Origin of the sequence: Pseudomonas sp. Root569 (assembly GCF_001427465.1) — a bacterium.
In the GTDB taxonomy this organism is placed as follows: Bacteria; Pseudomonadota; Gammaproteobacteria; order Pseudomonadales; family Pseudomonadaceae; genus Aquipseudomonas; species Aquipseudomonas synxantha.
In genome coordinates, this window is the sequence record NZ_LMGQ01000009.1 from 70,901 (window position 1) to 89,620 (window position 18,720).

The 18,720-nt window shown below is 59.1% G+C and carries 19 protein-coding genes and 1 pseudogene; 11 read left to right on the plus strand and 9 right to left on the minus strand.

Annotated elements, in window-relative coordinates; genetic code table 11:
• The first annotated feature begins 98 nt into the window (after nt 1–98).
• Genes ribA through ASD70_RS10155 form a run of 3 tightly spaced genes read left to right on the plus strand, consistent with a single transcriptional unit; the run spans nt 99 to nt 1,914 of the window.
• Nucleotides 99–716 carry a GTP cyclohydrolase II gene (ribA, locus tag ASD70_RS10145; protein ID WP_046069735.1) on the plus strand — a complete coding sequence of 206 codons (618 nt, stop codon included), beginning with the start codon at nt 99–101 and terminating at the stop codon, nt 714–716.
• Complete coding sequence (locus ASD70_RS10150) at nt 713–1,132, plus strand: nuclear FMR1 interacting 1 family protein (RefSeq protein ID WP_043051120.1); 420 nt, start codon at nt 713–715, stop codon at nt 1,130–1,132. The genes ribA and ASD70_RS10150 overlap by 4 nt, the downstream gene beginning before the upstream one ends.
• Nucleotides 1,129–1,914, plus strand: coding sequence for a cobalamin-binding protein (locus tag ASD70_RS10155; protein ID WP_056846347.1), 786 nt, complete (start codon nt 1,129–1,131; stop codon nt 1,912–1,914). The genes ASD70_RS10150 and ASD70_RS10155 overlap by 4 nt, the downstream gene beginning before the upstream one ends.
• Before the next feature lie 81 nt (nt 1,915–1,995).
• Here ASD70_RS10155 and ASD70_RS10160 read toward each other — a convergent pair whose 3' ends face one another.
• The 8 genes and pseudogenes from ASD70_RS10160 to ASD70_RS10195 form a co-directional block, all read right to left on the minus strand.
• Entirely contained in the window at nt 1,996–3,882 is a 1,887-nt protein-coding gene (locus ASD70_RS10160) for a TonB-dependent receptor domain-containing protein (RefSeq protein WP_056846348.1), read from the minus strand.
• A gap of 141 nt (nt 3,883–4,023) precedes the next feature.
• On the minus strand, nt 4,024–5,922 hold the full coding sequence (dxs, locus tag ASD70_RS10165; RefSeq protein ID WP_046069731.1) for a 1-deoxy-D-xylulose-5-phosphate synthase: 1,899 nt from the start codon (nt 5,920–5,922) through the stop codon (nt 4,024–4,026).
• Nucleotides 5,923–6,032: 110 nt separating this feature from the next.
• On the minus strand, nt 6,033–6,920 hold the full coding sequence (ispA, locus tag ASD70_RS10170) for a (2E,6E)-farnesyl diphosphate synthase (protein WP_046069730.1): 888 nt from the start codon (nt 6,918–6,920) through the stop codon (nt 6,033–6,035).
• Nucleotides 6,917–7,159: an exodeoxyribonuclease VII small subunit gene (locus tag ASD70_RS10175; protein WP_003176346.1), complete on the minus strand. Its 243-nt coding sequence runs from the start codon at nt 7,157–7,159 to the stop codon at nt 6,917–6,919. Before ASD70_RS10175 ends, ispA begins: the two co-directional genes overlap by 4 nt.
• A 74-nt stretch (nt 7,160–7,233) precedes the next feature.
• Nucleotides 7,234–8,373: pseudogene (locus tag ASD70_RS10180) on the minus strand (Fic family protein).
• Nucleotides 8,374–8,953: 580 nt separating this feature from the next.
• Nucleotides 8,954–10,480, minus strand: coding sequence for an RHS repeat-associated core domain-containing protein (locus ASD70_RS10185; protein WP_056846349.1), 1,527 nt, complete (start codon nt 10,478–10,480; stop codon nt 8,954–8,956).
• A gap of 135 nt (nt 10,481–10,615) precedes the next feature.
• On the minus strand, nt 10,616–10,996 hold the full coding sequence (locus ASD70_RS10190; RefSeq protein ID WP_082561422.1) for a MerR family transcriptional regulator: 381 nt from the start codon (nt 10,994–10,996) through the stop codon (nt 10,616–10,618).
• Nucleotides 10,935–11,579, minus strand: coding sequence for an NAD(P)H-dependent oxidoreductase (locus ASD70_RS10195; RefSeq protein WP_056846351.1), 645 nt, complete (start codon nt 11,577–11,579; stop codon nt 10,935–10,937). Before ASD70_RS10195 ends, ASD70_RS10190 begins: the two co-directional genes overlap by 62 nt.
• A gap of 182 nt (nt 11,580–11,761) precedes the next feature.
• Between ASD70_RS10195 and ASD70_RS10200 the strand changes: the two genes are divergently transcribed.
• Nucleotides 11,762–12,793, plus strand: a complete 1,032-nt coding sequence (locus ASD70_RS10200) for a PDDEXK nuclease domain-containing protein (RefSeq protein WP_046069723.1) — start codon at nt 11,762–11,764, stop codon at nt 12,791–12,793.
• Nucleotides 12,794–12,854: 61 nt separating this feature from the next.
• Here the strand turns inward: ASD70_RS10200 and ycaC are convergent, their stop codons facing one another.
• Nucleotides 12,855–13,487 (minus strand): isochorismate family cysteine hydrolase YcaC, encoded by a 633-nt coding sequence (gene ycaC, locus ASD70_RS10205; protein ID WP_034117703.1) that lies wholly within the window; start codon nt 13,485–13,487, stop codon nt 12,855–12,857.
• Between the two features lie 369 nt (nt 13,488–13,856).
• Here ycaC and ASD70_RS10210 point away from each other — a divergent pair, with 369 nt between their 5' ends.
• From ASD70_RS10210 to ASD70_RS10240, 7 genes are all read left to right on the plus strand, one after another.
• Nucleotides 13,857–14,438, plus strand: a complete 582-nt coding sequence (locus tag ASD70_RS10210) for a YjfI family protein (RefSeq protein ID WP_043048040.1) — start codon at nt 13,857–13,859, stop codon at nt 14,436–14,438.
• A 17-nt stretch (nt 14,439–14,455) separates the two neighbouring features.
• Nucleotides 14,456–15,154: a PspA/IM30 family protein gene (locus tag ASD70_RS10215; RefSeq protein ID WP_043048039.1), complete on the plus strand. Its 699-nt coding sequence runs from the start codon at nt 14,456–14,458 to the stop codon at nt 15,152–15,154.
• A gap of 55 nt (nt 15,155–15,209) precedes the next feature.
• Nucleotides 15,210–15,770: a rhomboid family intramembrane serine protease gene (locus ASD70_RS10220; protein ID WP_056846352.1), complete on the plus strand. Its 561-nt coding sequence runs from the start codon at nt 15,210–15,212 to the stop codon at nt 15,768–15,770.
• Between the two features lie 72 nt (nt 15,771–15,842).
• On the plus strand, nt 15,843–16,877 hold the full coding sequence (locus tag ASD70_RS10225; RefSeq protein ID WP_046069721.1) for an ion channel: 1,035 nt from the start codon (nt 15,843–15,845) through the stop codon (nt 16,875–16,877).
• Nucleotides 16,864–17,538, plus strand: a complete 675-nt coding sequence (locus ASD70_RS10230; RefSeq protein ID WP_056846353.1) for a DUF2491 family protein — start codon at nt 16,864–16,866, stop codon at nt 17,536–17,538. Before ASD70_RS10225 ends, ASD70_RS10230 begins: the two co-directional genes overlap by 14 nt.
• Nucleotides 17,539–17,553: 15 nt before the next feature.
• The gene (locus ASD70_RS10235; protein WP_046069719.1) at nt 17,554–17,982 is read left to right on the plus strand and encodes a DUF350 domain-containing protein; all 429 of its coding nucleotides are present in this window, start codon (nt 17,554–17,556) and stop codon (nt 17,980–17,982) included.
• Between the two features lie 18 nt (nt 17,983–18,000).
• Nucleotides 18,001–18,714, plus strand: coding sequence for a DUF1190 domain-containing protein (locus ASD70_RS10240; protein WP_046069718.1), 714 nt, complete (start codon nt 18,001–18,003; stop codon nt 18,712–18,714).
• Nucleotides 18,715–18,720: the final 6 nt, after the last annotated feature.

An 18,720-nucleotide genomic window follows, 5' to 3' on the forward strand; every position in this document is an offset into this window, starting at 1 on the left:
ACCTATTGATCTTTATCAGCGATAATTCAGCTTAAGCGTCTGTAGGAACGTACTGTTACAATGGCCGCCTCTGTGAAATCTGAAATCAGGAGCACACGGTGCCCGTCGTTTTCGTCGCTGCTTCCAAGCTGCCTACCCCTTTTGCCACGTTCACCATGAACGGCTTTCTCGAAGAAGCCACCGGGCGCGAGCACGTTGTGCTCAGCCTCGGCGACATCACCGATGGTGCGCCGGTGCTGGGGCGTGTGCATTCCGAGTGCCTGACCGGCGATGCGCTGTTCAGCCAGCGCTGTGACTGCGGCTCGCAACTGGAAGCGGCAATGCAAGCCATCGCCCGTGAAGGCCGTGGCGTGCTGCTGTACCTGCGTCAGGAGGGCCGCGGTATTGGCCTGCTGAACAAGATCCGTGCCTACGAACTGCAAGATGGCGGCGCCGACACCGTGGAAGCCAACGAACGCCTGGGCTTCGCCGCTGACCAGCGTGACTACGCGATCTGTCTGCCGATGCTTGAGCACCTGGGTGTCAAATCCCTGCGCTTGATGACCAACAACCCGCGCAAGGTCAAGGCCTTGACCGAGATGGGCATCACCGTGGCCGAGCGCGTGCCGCTGCATACCGGGCACAACCCGCACAACAAGCTCTACCTGGCCACCAAGGCCAGCAAGCTCGACCACATGATGGGCAACGAGCACCAGGGCGAGGTCGACCGCGCGTGACCCGAGGCCAGGTAAAGCGGCGACTGTCTTTCAACTGGTGGCAGTACCTGGCCCTGGCGTTGCTCCCATTGTTTGTGATCAACCTGGTATTTGGCCGCGCCGAATCCCTGCTTCCCGTGCTGGCCATGCCGTTTTTCATTGCTGGCGTGGGGTCGATGTTTCTCAGCCTGCGTTATTTCCACGGTTATAAACATGCGCTGATCGCTACCTCCAAAGCCCTCGATACCCCTGAGGAACCCGCTGCCTGGATCACCCTGGCGGCGCGTCGGCGCACGGCCTTGCTGGTGGCCGCGCTGCCGGCCTGGATCGGTGCGCTGGCGGTGTTTGTCGGGCTGGAAGCAGTGCCGCTGTTTCTGCTGGCAATGTCGACCATGGTGCTGTTTTACCTCTACCGCATTCCGCGTCAACTGGGATGAGCCGTTACTGGCTGGCACTGCTGCTGGTATTCAGTGTCCAGGCGATGGCGGCCGAGAGAGTGGTCAGCCTGGCGCCGTCACTGTCTGAAATCGTGGTTGAACTGGGCGCCGCCGACCAGCTGGTGGGCGTACTCGATGGCGGCGAACGCCCAGCAGCGTTGGCGAAAGTGCCGTCGGTCGGGCATTACGGCCAGTTGGACATGGAGCGCCTGCTCAGCCTCAAGCCTGACTTGATTCTGCTGTGGCCTGGCAGTGTTGGCCCGGCCCAGCGCGAGCAATTGCAGCGCCTGAATATCCCGGTGTACGTCGCCGAACCCCATAGTCTTGAACAGCTGACCACCCAGGTCCAGGCCATTGCCGAGCAATTGGGCCGCGCGCAGGCCGGCCAGGTGTTGGCCGATAAGCTGCGCCAACGCCTCGCCGAACTGCGCCAGCGCTATCGGCGTGCCGAGCCCTTGCAGGTGTTTTATCAAGTATGGAACCAGCCGCTGTATACCGTGGGCGGTGGGCAGATCATCAGCGATGCGCTGGGGGTGTGCGGGGCGCGCAATGTGTTCGATGATCTTGAGCTGCCGGCCCCGCAGGTCAGTCTGGAATCGGTACTGCGGCGTGATCCCGAGTTGATTCTGGTGGGTGACCAGGCGCAGATGGATGCGTGGAAAGCATGGCCGACGATGGCGGCACGCGTCTTGTTAGTGCCAGACAAGGGGTTGGAGCGGCCCAGTGGGCAGATGTTGGAGGCGGTGGCGCGGTTGTGTCAGGTGATTGCGCCGGACCTGTGAGGCCGCTTTCGCGAGCAAGCCCGCTCCCACAGGGGAATGCATTTCAAATGTGGGAGCTGGCTTGCCTGCAATGACGTCGGTTCAGATCTCCGGTGTCCAAGTCACCCCAAACATCCACACCCGGCCTTCTTCGCGATAGTCACGATTGTTCTCATAATTGGGCTCGTCATAGCTGTACCTCGCCCGCGCATAAGTCTTGTCCAGCACGTTATCAACCTTGACCGATAACAACACGCCCCGCGTCAATGCCCAACTGCTGCGCAGCCCCAGCAAGCCATAGCCCGACAGGCGCTTGGTGTTCTCTGCGTCGTCATAGCTGCTGCTGACGGCTTGCCAACTGCCCCCCACGCCCAAACGATCAAACTGACGATCCAGATCCAGGCTCAAGGTGCGGCGTGCGCGACGTTCCAGCGTGTGGCCGCTGTCCCGATCGCGTGGGTCGATGATCGACAGCCCAAGGTTACCTTGCCAGCCAAACAACTCCTGCTTGAGCGCAGCTTCAAAACCATTGATCCGGGCTGACGCCACATTGCGCGGCATATAGAAATCTATCTGCTGCGCAACGATGGCGTCCTTGAGGTCGGTGCGATACAGCGAAGCCTCCAGGCGCGTTGTGTCGCTCAGTTGGCTACGCCATTGCAATTCATAGCTTTTCGAATGTTCGGGCTTGAGGTTGGGGTTGCTGCTGAACGGGTAATACAGGTCATTGAAGCTCGGCGCGCGGAAGCCTTCGCTGTAGGACAGTAATAGATCGTTATTCGGGTTGAGCGGCAGGGTTAGGGTGCCGCTCCAAGTGTTCTGGCTACCGAATTGCTGGTTGGTGTCGTGGCGCAGGCCCAACTCAGTGGAAAACGCCTCGGCCTTGAATCGATGCTGGATAAACACGGCACGGTTCCAGCGGCTATCGGCTTTCAGGTTTTCACTGGTGTGGACGCGGTCTTCATACCAGTCGCCGCCCAGGATCAGACTGTTACGCTCAGTCAGGCTCAAGTCGTTCTGCCAGTTAACCGAATCGCGATAGGTATTGAAGGCGCTGTTGTAGTCGCTCAAGCGGTCACGCTTTTTGTCGCGGTTCTCGCTGTGGCCCATTTCTACGCGGGTTTGCCAGGCATCGTTGAGCTTGGCATCGACATAACTGCTGGCGCTGCTCACGGTGTAGTGAGTGTAGGGCCTCATACCCACGGCCTCAGTCAAACTGATATTGCGGCCGAAGGGGTTGTCATACTCGGCCTTGCCTCGGCCATCCAACAGGTTAAATCCGACTTCCACGTCGTCATTCAGCGAGTGGCTGAGGTTGAGGCTGATGGACTTGTTGCGATAAGCATCGTGATCACCGTCGCTTGCAAAGGATTCTCGGGTCCAGTCGATGCCCTGGGTTTCATCCAGGCTGGCGCCGAGGTTGAAGCGCGTGCGCCCATCACCGCCCGACAAGCCAAGGCTGCGTTCCCAGGTCTGGTGGCTACCAAAACCCAGGTGCAGGCGCGGGTAGATGCCGGCTTCGGCATTGCGTCGCGTGAAAATCTGGATGACCCCGCCAATTGCATCGCTGCCATAGACCACCGAGCGTGAGCCGCGCAGCACTTCCACCCGCTCAATCTGATCCACACTCAAGAACTGCAGGCCGCTGTCACCCGATGTGGCATTGGCAATGCGTTGGCCGTCCACCAGCACCAAACTTTGAGCCGTCTTGGTACCGCGAATGAAGATCCCCGGCAAACTGCCACGCCCACCTGTCGGCGCAACCTGCACACCCGGCACGCGGCTGAGCAGGTCGGTGACGCTACCGGGCTGCAGGCGGTCGATGTCGGCGCGGGTGAACACTGTGTTGGCAGCGCTGCTGTCGTTGCGCGCCTGCACCTGGCGGTTGGCGCTGATAACCACGTCGGAGAGCTTAAGCGCCTGGTCGCGGGTGTCGGCGAGCAGGTCGGCGCAAGGTAGAAGCAGTAGGGCAAGGCACAGGCGGTTCATGGGCTGTCCATAGCGTTTGAAGGTGACACAAAATAAATGTGGGAGGGGGCTTGCCCCCGATAGCGGTCTGTCAGTCTCAGTATTTTTAACTGATCCACCACTATCGGGAGCAAGCCCCCTCCCACATTTTAGTCCCGGTTTCTACAGGGCCAGCAATGCCATGCGCTCGCGGACCGAGGCTTCGATGCCGGCCTCATCCAACCCGCACTCGGCCAGCATCTGCGCCGGCTTGGCATGCTCGACGTACAGATCCGGCAGGCCCAGGTGCAGCACCGACTTGAGGATATTCTCCCGCGCCAGGAATTCGCTGACCGCCGCGCCGGCGCCGCCCATGATCGCGTTCTCTTCAACCGTCACCAGCAGCTCATGGCTAGCTGCGATCTCGCGCACCAGTGCTTCATCCAGCGGTTTGACGAAACGCATGTCGACCACAGTGGCGTCGATTTTCTCGGCGACTTTCAGCGCTTCGGCCAGTTGCACGCCAAATACCAGGAATGCGGTTTTGCTGCCTTGGCGACGCACGATGCCTTTACCGATCTCAATCGGTTCCAGGTCTTTCTCGATGACCGCGTTCGGGCCATTGCCCCGCGGGTAACGTACGGCGGCCGGGCCGTTGTACAGGTGGCCGGTGCTGAGCATCTTGCGCAGTTCGTTCTCGTCGCTCGGCGTCATCACCAGCATGCCGGGGATGCAGCGCAGGTAGGACAGGTCGAAACTACCGGCGTGGGTGGGGCCGTCTTCGCCCACCAGGCCGGCGCGGTCGATGGCGAACAGCACATCGAGGTTCTGCACCGCTACATCGTGAACAAGCTGGTCATAACCGCGTTGCAGGAAGGTGGAGTAAATCGCCACCACCGGCTTGGCGCCTTCGCAGGCCATGCCGGCGGCGAAGGTGACGGCGTGCTGCTCGGCAATCGCCACGTCGAAGTAACGCAGCGGGAAACGCTCGCTGAACGCCACCAGGTCGGAGCCTTCCTTCATTGCCGGGGTAATGCCCACCAGGCGCGGGTCGGCGGCGGCCATGTCGCACAGCCATTCGCCGAACACACCGGAATACTTCGGCCCGCTGGCTTTTTTAGGCGCAGCGGCGGGGGCGTCGAGGGGTTCAAGCTTGGTGATCGCGTGGTAGCCAATCGGGTCGACTTCCGCCGGGGCGAAGCCTTTGCCTTTCTTGGTGACGATATGCAGGAACTGCGGGCCCTTGAGGTCACGCATGTTGCGCAAGGTGGCGATCAGGGTCGGCAGGTCGTGGCCGTCGATAGGGCCGATGTAGTTCCAGCCCAGCTCTTCGAACAGGGTGCCGGGCACCAGCATGCCCTTGGCGTATTCTTCGGTGCGACGGGCAATTTCCCACGCGCCAGGCAGGCGCGAGAGCACTTTCTTGCTGCCTTCGCGCATGCTGGCGTAGGTGCGGCTGGAAAGGATCTTCGCCAGGTAATTGGACAGGCCCCCGACATTGCGCGAGATCGACATGTCGTTGTCGTTGAGGATCACCAACATGTTGGCGTCCACTTCCGGCGCGTGGTTGAGCGCTTCAAAGGCCATGCCGGCGGTCAGCGCGCCATCGCCGATCACGGCAATGGCTTTGCGCTCGCTGCCTTGCAGGCGGGCGGCAATCGCCATGCCCAGCGCTGCACTGATGGAAGTGCTGGAGTGGCCGACGCCAAAGGTGTCGTACTCGCTCTCCGAACGTCGCGGGAAGGCGGCCAGGCCGTCCTTCTGGCGCAGGCTGCCCATGCGCTCGCGACGGCCGGTGAGGATCTTGTGCGGATACGCCTGATGGCCCACGTCCCACACCAACCGGTCATCCGGGGTGTCGAACACGTAATGCAGGGCGATGGTCAGCTCGATCACGCCCAGCCCGGCACCGAAATGCCCACCGGTCTGGCCGACCGTATAGAGCAATTCCAGGCGCAACTCATCGGCCAGGGTTTCCAGCTCGGCTTCACCCAGTCGACGCAGGCCGTCCGGCGTGGCAGCGCGGTCGAGCAAGGGCGTGGACGGGCGTTTGCGGGGAATCTCTTGAAACGTCGTGGGCATCAGGCGAATCGTTATAGGTATAGAAGAGGCGGCAGTTTACCTCAAGCCGTGCAAACTGCCCACGCAGAGCGCCGAACTTGGCCGATATGCGGCGCAAATGGCCGGGGTTGTCAGTGGCGGCGCTCGACGATATACCGCGCCAGGTCCCGCAGGGGCTCGGCCGCCGCGTCGAAAGGTCGCAGTGCATCCAGGGCTTGGTCACGCAGTTCAATGGCATATGCCTTGGCAGCTTCCAGCCCAAGTAATGCAGGGTATGTCGGCTTGTCCCTTGCGATATCGGCGCCTTGGCGTTTGCCCAGGGTGGCAGTGTCACTTTCTACGTCGAGAATGTCGTCCTGTACCTGGAACGCCAGGCCGATAGCCCGGGAATAGGTTTGCAGAGCCGCCAACTGCGCGGCTTGGGCACGGCCACTGGCCAAGGCGCCCAGGTGCACAGCGGCTTCAATCAGCGCGCCGGTCTTATGGCGATGCATGTGTTCGAGGGCTTTTTGATCCAGCTTGAGGCTGACCGAACCCATGTCGATGGCTTGCCCGCCGACCATGCCGGCTGGGCCTGCGGCCTGGGCCAATGCGGTTACCATGCGCAGGCGGATCTCGGCGTCGACGCTGCTCAAGCGCGGGTCCAGCAATGCGCTGAACGCCAGGCTCTGCAAGCCGTCACCGGCCAGGATCGCATAGGCTTCATCAAAGGCTTTATGGGTGGTGGGCTGGCCGCGACGCAAATCGTCGTCGTCCATAGCCGGCAAATCGTCATGCACCAGGGAATAGGCGTGGATCAACTCCACCGCGCAGGCGGCACCATTAGCTTCTTCGGCAGGTGCACCCAGGGCTTCACATGCTGCATAGGCCAGCAACGGGCGTACACGCTTGCCGCCATTCATGACGCTGTAGCGCATTGCTTCATAGAGGCGCGCCATTTCCGGGCTTGGCGCTATAAACAAGGGCTCCAGCGCCGCATTCACCCGGGCTTGGCTACTGGCCTGGTACGCGTCGATCATTCCGGCTGTTCCGCATCGAAAGGCTCTTCGGCCAACTCCCCATCACGCTCCAGCAACACCTGGACCTTCTGCTCCGCTTGCGCCAACGCGCTCTGGCAGTCGCGGGTCAGGCCGATGCCCTGCTCAAACGCCGTCAACGAGTCCTCCAGCGACAACTCGCCGTTCTCCAGCCGCTCGACCAGGGTTTGCAGGTCGGCGAGGGATTGTTCGAAATCCAGTGCAACTTTTTTGCGGGCCATGGCGGCAATTCCGGTAGACGGTAAACCGGCGCGACACTAGCAGACATGGGGGATGGGGGCAAATGAGTAGGGGGCTACTCGTGGGTGGGATTGATCTGATAACGCGTGCTGCGGCCGCCTCCGGGGAGGCGTGTCAGGCATTTTTTTTCCAGTAGGTCGGCCAAGTGTCTTGTGGCTGTCGCCTTGGACACTTTTGCCACCGCTTGGTACTGCGCGGCGCTGATGCTCTGTTCGAAGCCCCGCTCACCCCCCATCGAGCAGGCGGTTGAGTACCTTAACCTGTTCGACAGACAAAGGAACGCCATGGTGTTTTTGCCAGAACCGGCTCTTGTTCAGCACCCGGTCAATCCGCGCCATCGCCTGCTGCAGACTACCCAGCAGCGTTTTCAAGAACCATTCCAGCCAGTCGGTAATATCCAGCGTGGCCTTTTGGCTGGATTCCAATGCCTTGTAGTAACCGGCGCGATCTTCGAGGATGCTGGCCGACATTGCATAAAATCGAATGGCTTGGTGCTCACCCTGGGCCAGGGCCAAGTCAGTGATAGCACGCGTCAGCCGTCCATTGCCGTCATCGAACGGATGCAAGGTGATGAACCAGAAGTGCGCTACGCCAGCGCGTACAATGGATCCAGCTCAGGTTGATCGCGGCTTGTTTCGAACCACTCGAGGAAATCATCCAGAGCCTGCTCCAGGCCTTTACGTGGTGGTGCTTCGAAATGGACGGTCGGCCGATCAAGTCGCCCTGACACGACCTGCATAGGCTCATCGCCTCGCAATTCACCGACCTTGACTGCGCGCGCGGCGTAGCCTGCTTCGGGAGCAGGGAACAATAAATGATGCCAATTCAATAACCGAGCGCGGGTGAAGGGTTGGTCGAATTGCTGGGTGGCATCCATCATCAAATCCGCCAGCCCTTCACTGCGGCGGCTTACCTGACCGTCCTTCGTGGCTTCCAAGCCCATTCGTCGCGCCAGTGATGAACGCACCGAGCCGACGTTCAATTGCTCACCTTCTATGGCCGAGGAGGTCAGGATAATTTGCAGCAGTGCATCCAATTCATTTTGCGCACTGACCGCTTGGCTGACAGAACCGAGCATGCCCAGAAGCTTGCCTTGGGCTTGCCCGCACTCCCGTAGCAAGGCCGCCAGACGCCCGGGCTGCCAGTGGAAGTGGGGCCAGTCGGTGTGTTGCCAGATCCAGTGCGGGTGATTCATGGGAAAGCGCCTGGGTGCGTGAGCCGAATAGGGGATGTATTCGGCTCATTTGGTGAGCCGATTGTGCGGCGAATTTGGCTCATGGTCTAGAGGGCTGGCCTCTTGTCCGGAGTACGCGGCGAAGTGGTTGAGGTCGTACTTAGACGTTTGTTTGTTTTTTATAAAGAATTCGCGGTTCGGGCGTTCTAAAGTTTTACAAAGTCAACATCGCCCTCAAATGAAATGCAGGCAATCCAGTCTAGCTGTTTTTGAAGTATGTACGTATGTTGAGGTACTTTCGAAAAAAAATGTAGTGAGTGCATAAGATCGTTGATAGTGATTGAATATGCTTTATCGGTTGCATCACCGATGAAAGTTATATTCCGCTCCGTAGCGGACTTTATTTTTTTCTAGTTTCTCTAACGTAGTGTACGAAGAGGAAGGACCAATGTAAGTGATTTCTTTGAATGAGCTCCAAGCTATTTGGCTTCCTGAAAAAGGAGTGGTCTCATTTATTAAGTCAACCATTGAATCGTGTTCAGCTTCTGAGTGAACGCTGAATTGGACGTTCATTTGCTTGAAGTCGTTGATTATTTCATCGTCAAGATAGCTCATTTCTTTGCGAACCTCTTGGTGAGCTGAAACACAGTTTTTGATGTGCCTTCAAACGTGTAATGAGGGCCATTTTTCTGTGGGTCCATACGTTAATGTGAGCGCCATGCCTATCGTCGTATTCAATACGATAACCAGTCCTCGCGTCAGCTGTTTGCATTCCGATGGGCTGATCTTTACGTTCACCGAACTTTCCTAGTTTTGGTTTTTCTGCCCGAAAGTCGTTTTCCAGTAACCATTCAAGTGCCTTGTTCAACGCTTGCTCATAAGTGAAGGAATGAGTTGAGCTACCTACCGTTGGCGTTTCCTCTTCATGTCGATGAGACGCTTGGCTTTTTTGTCCCGGACACTTGCCACGAGTACACGCTAATCCTAGCGGATCCACCCATCCCGTAGGATTGAGAGCGTACTGGTATCCATTGATCCCACCGGCCAACTTCACCGGATCCGGCGTCAGGTAGCGACCAACATCCGGATTGTAGTAGCGATGGCGGTTGTAGTGCAGGCCGCTTTCCTGATCGAAGTATTGACCCTGGAAACGCAGCGGGTTGTCGATTTTGCCTACGTCGAGGCGGGCAATCTGGCCGTARGCKCGRTAGTGGGCGGACCAGACGATTTCGCCTTCGGGCGTGGTGAGTTCTTGCGGTGTGCCGAGGTGGTCGAGTTGGTAGTGGTAGGGCGTTGTGGCTTTTGGGCCGAAGCCTTCCAGCAGTGCCAGGGGGCGGAAGCTGCCGGGCTCGTAGATGTAGCTGCGGTGTCGGTCCGCATGATGCTCGGCAATCAGCTTGTCGCCTTGCCAGAAAAACTCGGTGGTCTTGCCGTCCACGGTCTTGCTGATGCGCCGCCCAAACGGATCATAACGATAACTGGCGGTTTCGCCGTTGGGCTTCGTCACGCTGATCAGCCGGTGCTGGCAGTCGTAGCGGTATTCAGTGACGAGCTGATGGCCCTTGCCGCGTCGTTCGCGGATGAGGTTGCCGAAGGCGTCGTAGTCGTAGTGACGGTCACCCTGGATCACCAGGCGGTTCGCCGCGACGATGTCCTGCGGTGTGCCGAGGTGGTCGAGTTGGTAGTGGTAGGGCGTTGTGGCTTTTGGGCCGAAGCCTTCCAGCACCTGATAGCGCCCGCCGGCGGCGCAGTAGTGCGAACCCTTGCCGTGCTTATCGAGCATCACCCGCGTGGAACTGCCGTCATCCAGGCCAATCACCTCGACAGGGATATCGCCAATCGGCACGTCATACGCTGATTCGAATTTGCTCTCGATCTTCAGCACGCCACCCACCGGGCAGCGGGCCACGGTAGAAAAATCCGCGTCGCTAAGGCTTACCGAACGCTGGGAATCCCCAACCCGCAACACCCGGTCCATGCCCAGCAACGACGGCATATCCGCTGTATGACTGACCGAATCCAGAGCACGTGCATACCAGGCGCCCATCTGCTGGCGGTACTCCACCAGGCTCTGATGGAAACCATCCAGCTCGTGTTCGATAGCGGCGATGAGGGTGGCGTGGGTCATCCATGACGTCTCGACAGAAGGCAAGGCGTCGGAGTCTGCCGCAGCGAAAAGCGGCTGGATGAACGGTTTGGAAAATCAGATTGCCCTTACAAGGGGCTCGTAAAAGTCAGCGCCAACTCATGCGTAAAGGCTGCGTCAAATGGCGACGCTGCTGATTGACGAGCAGTGCCCTTGGGCGTCTTTCAGTTGGGTTTCAAACGCAATCAAGCCCGCCTGCATTCGTTGCAGCACGGCGATTTGTGTAGATAACGCGTGCTTCTTGTTGGCGATTGCTTGCTCCGCCCGGTCCCAGGGAAGGGCGTCACCGTCGTATCCCAGCAAAATCTCCTGCAACTCCTTGAGTTTGAACCCCAGCTGCTGGGCGCATTTGATAAAGGTCAATCGCTCCACGCTCTGCGCCGTGTAAACGCGGTAGCCGCATTGGCGTTGAGGCTCGGGCATCAATCCAATCGCCTCATAGTGACGAATCGCCTTGATGGTCGTGCCGGACAACTGCGCGGCTTTGCCGATGTACATGAAAATTCCCTTTCTCAAATAATGCGCCGGCCTGTTTCAGCCACCGGGCCCGCTGCGTCAATGTAGAGCCCAGCACCGGCCCGAACAGCAGCGTCTTGCTCGGTGTGATGCCGCACAACGCCAGCGTGGTGCGACGCATCTGGTGGATGGCCGGCATGCGGTAGACCCAGCGGTAATACCACGCCGGCGTGTCCAGGGTCACTAACAAGTGCGCGCTTCGGCCCTTGAGCAGCTTGTCAGGGAATGCCTTGCCTGCGCGGTATTTGAAGGCGAAGCCGGGTAGGAAAACTCGGTCGATAAAGCCTTTCATCAGTGCCGGGATACCGCCCCACCAAACAGGGAAAACCCATGTCAGGTGCTCGGCCCAAAGGATGTTGGCTTGGGCGCTGAGCAGGTCGGGCTCCAGCGCTTGGACCTGGGTATAACCGTGGTGAAGGATGGGGTCGAACCTTAGGTCACCCAGGCGTAGGACGCGTACGTCGTGGCCTGCCGTTTTCGCGGAGTGGATATAAGTCTGTGCTAGGGCTGAACAAAAACTATCGGTGGACGGGTGGCCGAGAATGACCAGGATGCGCTGACTCATGCTGAAGGCTCCTGAAATGAGCATTCAGGGTAGGGGGTGCCGTATAGGGGAGAGTCAAGGGCCGCAACCAGTGCCAGCAGGACCGTTCCGTAAGGTGTGCAGGACCCTTCCTGGAGTATTCATGAGCCCTTGTGACGGCACGATGGCCTGACTAGCCTGCTGAAAACACAAGAGTAAAAGGCATGAGCGAAACCGCTATCGGCCTGGCCGAGCCTCCCGAGGGCTACAGCGATTGGCTGACAGATCTCAAAGGTCGTATCCATAACGCACAACAGCGCGCCTCAATCGCGGTCAATCGTGAACTGGTGCTGCTCTATTGGCAGATCGGCCGCGATATTCTGACCCGTCAGAATGATCAAGGCTGGGGGAGCAAAGTGATCGAACGCCTTGCACAGGATCTGCGGGCGGCCTTTCCCGACATCAAGGGTTTTTCGCCGCGCAATCTCAAGTACATGCGCGCTTTTGCCGAAGCGTGGCCGGATGCGGAATTTGTGCAAGGGGTGCTTGCACAATTGCCTTGGTACCATCAGATCGCATTGTTGGACAAACTTCCCGGTCCTGAAACCCGTCGTTGGTACATCACCCAAACGATCAAATACAGCTGGTCGCGCAACACGCTGGTGATGCACATTGAAAATCGCCTGCTGGAGCGCAGTGGCAAAGCAGTCAGCAACTTCGAAAGTCATCTGCCCAAAGCTCAATCCGACCTGGCTCGCGAATCCCTCAAGGACCCTTACCGCTTTGACTTCCTCAGCCTGGGCCTGAATGCACAAGAGCGTGATATCGAAAACGCCTTGATCAAGCATGTCACTGACTTTTTATTGGAGTTGGGCGCAGGCTTTGCCTTCGTTGGCCGCCAAGTGTTGCTCAAGGTCGGCGGTGATGAGTTCTTCGTCGACCTGTTGTTCTATCACCTGAAGCTGCGTTGCTACGTGGTGATCGAGCTCAAGGCGGGCAAGTTCAAGCCCGAGCATCTGGGCAAGTTGAGTTTCTATCTCGCCGCTGTGGATGCCGAGCTGAAGCACCCACAGGATGGCCCGACCATTGGCCTGTTGTTGTGCAAGGGTAAAAATGAGGTGGTGGCAGAATATGCACTGCGCGATAACAACCGGCCTATCGGCGTGGCGGAATATCAACTGGTGGAGTCTTTGCCGGCAGAGTTGCAATCCAGCTTGCCCAGCATTGAACAAATTGAGCGAGAGTTGGCGGGGTAGGTCCGGCTCAAACACCGCAAGCCTGCTTTTCAGGGCAGGCTTATCGTCACACTCGGCTGGCTTACTTCTGCTGTGCAGTCAGCGCCGCATAGCCATTCATCAAGTTGCGATAGTTAGGAATGCGCTGGGACAACAGATTCCCCAGGCCTTCAATATCGTTGCGCCAGTCGCGGTGCAGCTCACAGGCCACCGAGAACCAGTTCATCAACTGTGCACCGGCCTGGGTCATCCGGCTCCATGCCGCCTGCTGCACCGTGGTGTTGAAAGTGCCCGATGCATCCGTCACCACAAACACTTCAAAGCCTTCCGCCAGCGCCGACAAGGTCGGGAACGCCACGCACACATCCGTCACCACCCCGGCAATGATGATCTGCTTGCGACCGGTGGCCTTGATCGCCTTGACGAAGTCTTCATTGTCCCAGGCGTTGATCTGGCCGGGGCGGGCGATGTACGGCGCGTCTGGGAACATCTCCTTCAACTCAGGCACCAGCGGGCCATTGGGGCCTTGCTCGAAGCTGGTGGTGAGGATGGTCGGCAGGTTGAAGAACTTGGCCAGGTCCGCCAGGGCCAGCACGTTGTTCTTGAACTCGTTGGGGGAGAAGTCCTGCACCAAGGAGATCAGGCCGGTCTGGTGGTCGACCAGCAGTACGATGGCGTCGTCTTTGTTCAAGCGGTTGTAGGTTGCAGTGCTCATGGTTGAATCCTTTTTTGTTTAGGTTGGTTGGGCGTTGCGTTCAACATGGGCACAGATTAATGGGTGAGTGGTGGGGGATAAATCGGCTGGAATGGGTAATACCGTCAACTCAGAAGAGACAATGCCTGGTCACTCACAAGATATGGTCTTTCACATGGGCGGAATCAGCTTCGGAAAAATCTCACGCGTGAGCTATTGAGTGCAATGAACATTGCCTGTAGATTTTCTCACGCGTGAGTTTTTCACAGCGAGGTCAGTACGATGAATAGCAGCTCTCCATCGAGCCCTGCTGCAGGGCCCGATACCGATTCAGCCAGCCTTCAGGGAGAGCGCTTGAAACAGTCTGCAAAAAAGCCATCGAGCTTTTACATGAAGCAGATGCGCGCGGGCCTGGCGGCCGCCGGTTATGTGAAACACGAGGCTTGGGTGCTTCCCGAAAACCGAAGCTTGCTCAAGCAGATGGAGAAACAGCTTCGCCAACCGATTCTGGCTGGCTCATTCATGTCGGAGAATTTCATGAGCGCAGGTACCAACTGGAACATCGATCGCCTCTTCAGTGCGCTGCAGGCCCTGGATGAAGTGACGTCCAAAGACATTACGCTTTCCCTCGTCCAAGGCTCCGAGTCCAGCATCAAGCTGGAAATGAACGACTTCGGGGGCCTGCCGATTTACATCGCAGTGGTGGGCGAGCAGATCATCGTGGACACCGTGCTGGTCGACGTCGAGTCCATAAACGATGTCGCCAAGTTCAACGACGCGGTGCTGCGCAGCCGGGAGATGTTCCCGTTGTCTTCCATCGGCATCGAGTCCATGCCCAACGGGCAGGTGGTCTACAACATGTTCGGCGCGCTCAGCTCCGACTCCAGCCTGACCAACATCGTGACCGAGGTGAAAACCCTGGTCGACAACGTGCAGCGCGCCAGCGAAGCCTTCGAACGTTTCTTCAACTAATTATTCGGGAAAACCTAATGACTCAGTCCATCTGGAGCAAATTGTTCACCGCGCTGCGTGGCGGTGCCAATGAAGTCGGCGAATCGATCGTCGACCAACAGGCCCTGCGCATCCTGGACCAGGAAATCCGCGATGCTGACAGCGCCCTGGCCAATGCCAAGCGTGAGCTGGTCAGCATCATGGCCAAGCACAAACTGGCCGCTGACCGTGTTGGCGAGTACGACGCCAAGATCAAAGACCTGGAAACCAAGGCGATGGCCGCGATCCAGGCCAATCGTGAAGATCTGGCCCTGGAAGTCGCCGAAGCCATTTCGACCTTGACCAACGAGCGGGACGTCGAGCAAAAACAAACCGCCGAGTTCGGTGGCTACGCCGAGAGCATGCGCAAGGACATCACCAAGGCCGAGAGCCGGATCAAAAGCTTGCGCCAGCAAGTGGACATGGCCAAGGCTCGCGACAGCGTGCAGAAGGCCCAGGTCAGCGCATCCATTGCCAGCGGCGGTGCCAACGGCAAGCTGGAAACCGCCGTCGGTACGCTGAATCGCTTGCAGGCCAAACAGCAGCAACGCGCCGCGGAACTGCAAGCCCAGGATGAACTGGCTGAGGCGTCGACGGGCACCGACCTGGAGCGCAAACTGCGCGACGCTGGCATAACGCCGAACGAAGGCAGTGCCAATGCGATTCTTGAGCGTCTGAAGCAAAAGTCGGCTGAATAAGCGACGCAGCTGAAAGAAGGGCATTTGTGCCCTTCTTTTTTATGCCGAGGTGAGAATGGACGCCTTCAAGGGTTTCAAGACAATCGCAGGCCTGGCCCTCTTGATGGTCGCGCTGCAACTGCTCAATGTAGCGACCGGTTACAGCCTGATGGCATTCGGGCTGGTCCCGAGAACGCTGCACGGCCTGTTTGGCATCCTCACATCACCGTTTCTGCACGCGTCCTTTGCCCACCTGAGCGCAAACCTGATTGCCTTTATGGTCCTGGGCACCCTGGTTATCCTCGACGGACTCCACCGCTTTATTGCCGTCAGCGCAATCGTGATTGTGCTGGGTGGCGCGTTGGTCTGGCTGTTCGGTTTTGCAGGCGTTCACGTCGGTGCCAGCGGCTGGGTATTCGGGCTATGGGCCTACCTGCTCGCACGCGCCTGGTTCCACAGAAGCTGGAGCAACCTGATAACCGCTGGTGTGGCGGCGGTACTGTATGGCGGCCTGATCTTTGGCTTCCTGCCTCGGCAGGGTGTTTCCTTTGAAGGTCATCTCTTCGGTGCGTTCGCCGGGTTTATTGCCGCCAAGGTGCTTCTCTCTGTACCGCGCAGCAGGTTTAATGCCGGGTGAGCGCACTCAAGCATCCAAATGCCGAGGTGAGCGCCTCGTCAGGAACCCAGTACCCACGGAACCAGGGATGAAATGTCGATCTTTCTTTTATTGCGCCGGTACGCTTCGTCCCTCTTTCACCGCTTCGGCTGGGCAGGCCTGGTCGTTGCCTTGGGCGTACACCTGGGCGTGGCATATCTGGGCATGGTGTTCCTGGGCGAGCAACACCTCACCGCCCCCGCAACCTTTGTTTACTTCTATCTGACCACCACACTGACCGTCGGCTATGGCGATCTCGCCCCGCAGACCGCGGCGGGGCGCATTTTCGTGGCGACCTGGGTCATGCTCGGCGGCATTGCGCTGCTTACGGCCGCCATCGGCAAAACCACCAGCAGTGTCATCGATGCATGGAGAAAAGGCATGAAGGGCAAAGGCGATTTCACCGGCAAGGCCGGCCATACCGTGCTGATCGGCTGGGAGGGCGCATCCAGTGAGCGGGTCATCGAGTTGTTGCTGCAAGATGAAACCTCCAACGACAACCTGATCGTGATTTGCGACTGCACCCTCGAAGAAAACCCGATGCCGGGCAAAGCGGCGTTCATCCGCGGTGAGAGCCTGTCCTCCACCGCGTTTCTGCTGCGTGCCGGTGTTCCCGGTGCTGAACGTGTGTTGGTGCGAACCCCATCTGACGACCTGACCCTGGCCACAGTGCTGGCGGTCAATCAATTGAGCCCCGTCGGGCATGTGGTCGCCCACTTCAACGAAAGTGAAATCGCCGCACTCGCCAGCTCCTACGCACCTCGCCTGGAATGCACCTCAAGCATGGCGATTGAAATGCTGGTGCGTGCCTCCCAGGACCCAGGCTCGTCCGTGGTTATCAATGAGCTGCTGTGCGTGGGGCAGGGTGCCACCCAATACCTGATGAAATTGCCCGAGGCCTTTGAGGCCACGTTCGGCGAGCTGTACACCCGGCTGAAAGAACAGCACAACGCCACCCTTATCGGCTATCGCGCCAAAGGTGCCCAGCAACCCGCGATCAACCCGCCGAGCGCCACACGCGTCGAGGGCGGTGAACTCTTCTATATCGCCTCCACCCGGCTCAAGGAAATCTCCCATGGGATGGTTTAAACAACTGATGGGGCTCGAAGCTCCGAACGCCACTACTGACTCGAAAGCGCCGACCAGCCAGGCACTGCCGGTCACCGGGCCATTGGGCCTGGCACCGGGCAAAGGCCTGATGTTCGACACGAGCCTGAAACTGTTGCTCGATGAGAAAACCTCGGTGGTAATACCCGGTTCCCAGGAAATCTGGGCCAACGGCACCGTTGACCTCGGGCAGTCGACCTGGCTGTCGCGCTATTACATGAACGACGAAGACTATTGGCTGCAGGTGCACACCACGGGTGACATCGCCGGGCAGGTCGAGTCGGTGATCCTGTTCAACTACCTCAGTAACGTCACCGTCAGCAGTGAAGCGGAACTGCGCCGGCTGGCGGGCCCACAGAGCCTGATCGGGTTGCCGACCTACACCCACGACGGCGTCGAGTTCTTCCGTGAGTGGGGCAGCGAAGACGGCCAGACCGAATTGGTAGCAATGAACGAACAAATCGTCAGCCCGGAGGCGGCCTACAGCGTTGAGCACCGTTCGATGCTATACGCACGCGACACCGGCCTGACCGACCGCCGCGAGTTTTTGCTGTTTTCCGTCGAAGAAGACGCCGAAGGCACCATCAGCTTGAGCACGTCGCTGGGCATTTCGCTGTACACAACCGATCTGACTGCGCTCTAAAAAAGGAAGCATCCCATGCTAGAAGCTCTCTCCATTTCCCTGAACAAAGCTGCCGTGTTCGGCTTTGTCCTCTACATCCTGGGGGCTGCGGTACTGTTCGCGCTGTTCCAGTTCATCTACACCCGCATCACCCCGCACAAGGAATTCGAGCTGATCCGGGCGGGCAACACATCCGCAGCGGTCGCCCTGGGCGGTGCCATCGTCGGCTTCGCCATTCCGGCCAGCAACGTGATTGCCTACTCCGTCAGCCTCGTCGACTTCGTGGTCTGGGCGGTGATTGCAGCCGTCGTCCAACTGTTGGCGTTTTTGCTGACCAGCCTGGTGCTCAAAGGCACGTCCGAGCGCATCAAAAAGGGCGAACTCGCGGCCGGCATCTACGTGGCCGCCGTGGCCATCAGCGTCGGCATGTTGAATGCCGCGTGCATGACGCCCACCTCGAACTGATTGCGCACGGAGCTCTCGATGAAACGAAGCAAGTACGTCCAGCTGTCGCTGGCCGCGTCGGTCGCCATGGCGATATCCGGCTGCGGGCCAACGGAAAAAACCTACGATTTGCAGAAGAAGTACAACTTCCAGTCGGTGCAGCAATGCGCCGATGAAAAACTCCCGGTAGACGTCTGCTCGGACGCCTACATGACCGCCATGGCCGAGCATCGCCGCATTGCGCCGGTGTACGACAGCCAGGCCGATTGCGATGCTGACTTCGTCGCCGACTGGTGCCAGCAAGACTCCACCGGCAAGTTCATCCCAAGGCTCGGCGGCTTTGAGCTGACCGCCGAAGGCCAGGTGACTCAATCCCAGGTCGACGCCGCCAATGCCCAAGCGACCAACGCCCAAGCAAGCGGCGGTGGCTCGGGTTTCTCCACCAGCAGCCTGCTCACCGGCCTGCTGATCGGCAACATGCTGAGCAGCAATCGCAACAGCTACCGTTCCGAGCCGGTGTACCGCTACCGCGATGATCGCGGCAACTACGGCAACTCCACGCTCAACCAGCGCGTCTCCAATGGGGCCACCTTCGGCCGCTCCAACCAGGCCCGGTACGGCAGCAGCAATTACACCAACACGCTGCGCTCCACCAACAAGTCCAGCTCGGTGTCCTCGGCCACCTCCCGTGGCGGCTTCGGCAGCAAGGCCAGCGCCCGCAGCGGCTGGGGCGGCGGCGGGTCGAGCAGTTAAGGAAGG

Coding starts and splice junctions, on each gene's coding strand:
- ASD70_RS10155 (WP_056846347.1), top strand. CDS start 1,129: ATGAGCCGTTACTGGCTGGCACTGCTGCTGGTATTCAGTGTCCAGGCG.
- ASD70_RS10160 (WP_056846348.1), bottom strand. CDS start 3,882: ATGAACCGCCTGTGCCTTGCCCTACTGCTTCTACCTTGCGCCGACCTG.
- dxs (WP_046069731.1), bottom strand. CDS start 5,922: ATGCCCACGACGTTTCAAGAGATTCCCCGCAAACGCCCGTCCACGCCC.
- ispA (WP_046069730.1), bottom strand. CDS start 6,920: ATGATCGACGCGTACCAGGCCAGTAGCCAAGCCCGGGTGAATGCGGCG.
- ASD70_RS10175 (WP_003176346.1), bottom strand. CDS start 7,159: ATGGCCCGCAAAAAAGTTGCACTGGATTTCGAACAATCCCTCGCCGAC.
- ASD70_RS10190 (WP_082561422.1), bottom strand. CDS start 10,996: ATGTACATCGGCAAAGCCGCGCAGTTGTCCGGCACGACCATCAAGGCG.
- ASD70_RS10195 (WP_056846351.1), bottom strand. CDS start 11,579: ATGAGTCAGCGCATCCTGGTCATTCTCGGCCACCCGTCCACCGATAGT.
- ASD70_RS10200 (WP_046069723.1), top strand. CDS start 11,762: ATGAGCGAAACCGCTATCGGCCTGGCCGAGCCTCCCGAGGGCTACAGC.
- ycaC (WP_034117703.1), bottom strand. CDS start 13,487: ATGAGCACTGCAACCTACAACCGCTTGAACAAAGACGACGCCATCGTA.
- ASD70_RS10210 (WP_043048040.1), top strand. CDS start 13,857: ATGAAGCAGATGCGCGCGGGCCTGGCGGCCGCCGGTTATGTGAAACAC.
- ASD70_RS10215 (WP_043048039.1), top strand. CDS start 14,456: ATGACTCAGTCCATCTGGAGCAAATTGTTCACCGCGCTGCGTGGCGGT.
- ASD70_RS10220 (WP_056846352.1), top strand. CDS start 15,210: ATGGACGCCTTCAAGGGTTTCAAGACAATCGCAGGCCTGGCCCTCTTG.
- ASD70_RS10225 (WP_046069721.1), top strand. CDS start 15,843: ATGTCGATCTTTCTTTTATTGCGCCGGTACGCTTCGTCCCTCTTTCAC.
- ASD70_RS10230 (WP_056846353.1), top strand. CDS start 16,864: ATGGGATGGTTTAAACAACTGATGGGGCTCGAAGCTCCGAACGCCACT.
- ASD70_RS10235 (WP_046069719.1), top strand. CDS start 17,554: ATGCTAGAAGCTCTCTCCATTTCCCTGAACAAAGCTGCCGTGTTCGGC.
- ASD70_RS10240 (WP_046069718.1), top strand. CDS start 18,001: ATGAAACGAAGCAAGTACGTCCAGCTGTCGCTGGCCGCGTCGGTCGCC.